Raw genomic sequence first — 4,964 nt, forward strand, 5'->3', positions numbered from 1 at the left:
CACATAGTGCCAGTTCATCTCAGCGGTTTGGCCATCGCCATAGTTGACGACTTTTTTCTCTAGATTACCAAATCCATCATAGCTGTAATCTTCAACATAGGTACCCTTTCCAGAGCTACTAACTTGAGTCGCTTTGCTTAGCTGACCAACACCACTAGTGTCTGAATCGTATTGCCAGCTACTCGTCCCTTCACTATTGGTACGGGAGGTCATGCGACCTAGTAAATCATAGTTAAAGCCTGTAACTAGTCCGTTACCATTAGTTTCACTAGCGACCAGACCAAAGGCATTATTGGTATAGGTCCATGTGCCCTTATCAGGGTCAATAAGCTTGGTTCGGTAGCCATGGATATCGTACTCAATGTCTATGGCATTCCCATCCACATCGATGGTTTTAACAAGTTGTTTACGGCCATTGTAGAAGTATTGGGTTTTATTCCCCATGGCATCAAGGCCATAATCTAACAAACCAAAAACATTCATCATGTTTTTCGACGTTTGAGTCCCGCCACTAAAGGTTTCATCTTTAGTATGGAGAAGTCCATCGTAGCGATAGGCAATACTGTGATCCGAAGCAGGACGATTCTCAAGAGTCATTCGACCCGTATTGTCGTATTCATAGACAGTAAAGAGAGATGGTGTACCAAGCGACGGTACAGACACTTTGGTTACTTGCCCTTTGGTGTTGTATTCCGTAGTAACTTGCGACCAAGTACCGTTTAGTATTTGCTTCTCAGACTTAACCTCTCGCCCCAAAGTATCGTAATACACCTTTTCTGCGGGCTGAGCAGTCGTGGTTTTATAAACATAATAACGTGAGTTGTTGGTACAAGCATTACAGTCTTTATATTCGTAGTAAGTCGTAGATTGTGGCGCAACAGTTTTTAAAACACGGCCTAGTACATCTACCTCTGTTGTAGTCGTTTGGCCATTTATATCCGTATAGCTTGATTGCACAGCATATAGAGGATGCTCTGTAAAAGTTTGAGTGTAGCCCAAAGCATCGCGCATTAAGCTAACTGAGCCATTTACATCATAGTGATACTGTTCTGACGCACTGTTTGTCGGCAAGCTAGTGTTGGCCGAATCAGAAGACAACCAAGAACGAGTAATCAACCCCGGCAGCCCACGATCAAAGTTCGAAAACGTTTCTATAATTTGTTTATCTGTACCAGGTTCAATAACCTTAGTAGTTAGCACCCCATTAGCATCATATTGAAAATGAGTTGTGTTAGATGTGTCGGCTAAATTAGAACCAACGACACTTCTACTCACACTAGTTGGTTTGTATATATGCTTCGCTGCCAGATTGGTATCGTAGGTATAATCATCCTGCTCTGTGACTTGTATATCAAACAAGCCAAAACCACCATTTAAGTCATACTCACTCACCCCTGTACCATGCTGAGTGACTGTACGTGTTAACTGGCCAGTGTCATTATAAGTACGCTTAACTAATTGCTTGCTTATGAAGTCATTGTTTGCCCCCCATTTTTCATAAAGACTTTGATGCTTATTTACATGAAAAGTGACTTTACTAGGCTCTGCACTACTGCAATTATTATCAGTACATCTGCCTCTCGAACTTTTATCAGGGGCATATATATCTGACACCCAAAAGTGTGATTCTCGTTCTAGTAAGTTTGTTGAATCTGTAATGCAATAGTTAGTGCCTGAATAATTACTAAAGTTAAAAGTATCTGTTAAGGCACAAACTTCTTTTTTCTTGACGGAAGCATAACGCCTTGCTTTCCAGTCCTGATTAAACTGAGTGACTTCAGCTATGTTCTGACCAAGGTCAAATTTTTCTATTTTGGTGAACCCTAAGTTACCAATCCCTTGTGTATGGGTTTTCAAGTCATAGTATCGATAGTATTGCTGCGACACATCACCTAGCCCTGAATCGTATCCCATCCCGAAAACGATTGGTCTTGCTCTTGATTGTGTCTGAACAGTCCCCTTCGGAAATTCAGAAGCTCGATAAAATAGCGTATTGGATGTTAATCCGTAATCAAAGGTTGTAGAAAGCGCTAACCCCGTTTCAGCAGATTTTAATTTATCTTGATAGGGAGATATCGAAGTAGACCATGAATCAACTTTTGCCGACCCAGCGTTATTATAAATCTCGACAACTTCATTAATACTGTCGCCATTCGTGTCAGCCATGAAGAAAACGGTTTCATCACCTCGGTCATTAATCGTTGTCTGAGAATAACGGCTAAACTTACCATTTTTTAAACTTACCCATCCCTCAAGAACGGTGTGATCATTTACGACGTGGGTGTAAACCAGATCTTCAGCACCATCTTGGTTAATATCTAAAGCAAAGTATTTTGGTCGAGTTGGATTAATTGGGCTCTGCCAACCATCTAGCAGTGTGGTTTCTCTGTATCCGACAATAAACTCATCATTACCTGTATTAACCCAAGCGCCAAGTTTTGTATTGCCATTATCTTCACGAACTTTAATAACATCTTTTAAACCATCACCATTAAAATCCATAGTCAAAAATGAGGGCTGCTTGTCTATTTCATCATTCCACCCATACATATACTCAGATTCAATAGCTTGTTCAAAACGGCCATCGCCTTTATTGACCACTATCGTATAACGGCTCTCACTGATACTTTTACTGACTTGAAAAACACTTGATATTGGGCTGTTTGGTGTAAGGCGATATGGCGCAAAGATATCTAATACGCCGTCTCCATTTGTATCAACAAACTGTATATTTGATGTATTTGGATTAGCAAATTTGTTCCATATACCTAATTGCGTTGTTACGGTTTGATCACCTATGCCCCCTTCTATACCAAAAGTGACACGAGCAACTGCCGTATTTTCATCTCGATAGATATCAAACATATCTTGATATCCATCACCATTGAGATCAATAATCCGATAAAATGATGCTGGCAAAGTGCCATCGTCCTTGCTTCCAAATAATCTTTTTTGCTTATCAGAAACCAAGTGCCCCCGGCCATTACTAACCCAAGTAATATACTTATCTTGGCCTTGTCTATGTTCTATATCAATAAGGTCATCTAAACCATCACGGTTTACATCTATTGCATAAAACCGTCGGCTAGGAAGTGCGTTTTCAGAATCGTTAAACCTTTCTATTTGACTCTGATAATAAGACCCATTTCTCGCATTCATAAAAACAATGAATTCATAGAAGGAATCTGATTTTCTGATTTGAACAAAATCTTGAAAACCATCTCCATTAATGTTCATCGGTATAAATTGGAAGTCTTTAAAATTACCAAGTGAGGTGCTTGATATTGCTTGAAAGTTGCTAGACTCCTTTCCTTCGTAATTAAAAACCGTTGGGGAAAGGCACTCTTGGCCACAAAGCATTATTGACGTTAACTGAGAACGGTCTGTAGAGGCGCTCTTATCATAATTCAAAAGGTAGCGGTTATTCCAAGCATTATCCGCACTGTTAGTTATTTTTATTTCTGTTAATAATTTATCTTCTATACGTTTAGCACCTGCAAGATAATAAGAATTAACATCATTTCTAGCTTGATAGCTAAAGGTAACTTCTGTTCCCGCATAGTTAATTTTTGCAAGCCGAATAACAAGGTCGCCAGATTCATTAGAATTATCATAGGTATAATCTATGGCATTACCCGTTATTCCTACTACTCGATCAAGAAACCAGCTAATCCTTCTATCGCCATCATTTAACCTCGCTCCTGGCTTTTGACCGTAATACCATACCTTTCCTTGAGCGTCCGTTACCTGCCAATATCTTGGGTTATAATCCTCACCACCATGCGAGATAATCCTAAAACTATTATCTTTTTCAAGGGTGTAATAAGCGCCATCAACACCATAAGTACCGGATACACTGATTAATTTTTGTCCATTCAAACAGTATCTGTCTTTTTCGTTAAACTGGATACCTGAGTTGTAACCATCCTCGGCGATATTTGCACTACAGCGGCTGATAACAGGCGTACCAGACAGAGACCATCCAACACCAGCAACACCGTTACCACGGTTAGAGTTATAATCTAGCGACAAATTAGGCTGTAAATGATTGATTCCAGAAGGTAAACGAATCGGCACCTGATAACGTGCCGCACCTGACACATCAACCCATGCATCATAAGGAATAGCTCCAATTAACGAGGGTGTAGTTGAATTATCTGAAGAAGGTGTTTCTGTGAAGTCTAATCTTAATCTAATTTCACCGTAAGCTTTCGACGTTAAAACAAGCTTACCATCAGCAATTGTTAAGGTTACTGAATTGCTACCAATCAAGTGATGACTTAAGTCTGCCATTGAAAAAACAGACAAAATTGGAGACTCACTTACATCCCGAATGACAATTAGATTTCCAAAGTCGCTTTTTGGCTGCAAAACAATGTCACTTTTACCATCCTCATCAAGATCACCATAAATAAGATGATGATTTGTTGCAGGTGTCAGCTTTTTCTCTCGTAATAGTGTATTTAACTTACTTTGATCAGCAGTGATTAATGAGTAGCGCTCGTCACTTCCATCAAGTGTATTTAATACATAAGGTGTCGCTCCTGTTTCTTTTAGTAAAGTGACATTAATAGAGCCGGAGAGCGCTACCGCTTGATGCGGAAATAAAATGTAATCTAACGTTGAATCATCATTATATAAGCCTTCATATAAGACGTAATCCCTCTGTTCAAAAGCAATAGAATGACCAGATAGAAAGACAGCAAAAAAACATGCCAAAACGCGAATTATAAAAAGCAAAATATTAAACCAAGAAATAGAGTTATATTAAGTGAGGAAAAGAAAGTGTGTTGTTAGGAGAGACAACTAACCGTCGCAGTATATTAAAGGATATCTATGTTATATAAATGACAAGTTCCTGTGACTGAAGTCCCACTCCAAATGTTATCTTTATCGCCATTAATTGAAACACTGCTATTCATAGTTTTAGCAGCCAATAAAAATGATATGGTATGCTTCACGCC

General features: G+C 39.3%; 1 protein-coding gene. It reads right to left on the minus strand.

Annotated features, from left to right (window positions below; all coding sequences use genetic code 11):
• Positions 1 to 4,740: SpvB/TcaC N-terminal domain-containing protein (locus TW85_RS24725; RefSeq protein WP_046019813.1), on the minus strand; the 4,740-nt coding region annotated here is incomplete at its 3' end.
• Between the last annotated feature and the right edge of the window lie 224 nt (positions 4,741 to 4,964).

The sequence above is a fragment of the Marinomonas sp. S3726 genome, assembly GCF_000967665.1.
In the GTDB taxonomy this organism is placed as follows: domain Bacteria; phylum Pseudomonadota; class Gammaproteobacteria; order Pseudomonadales; family Marinomonadaceae; genus Marinomonas.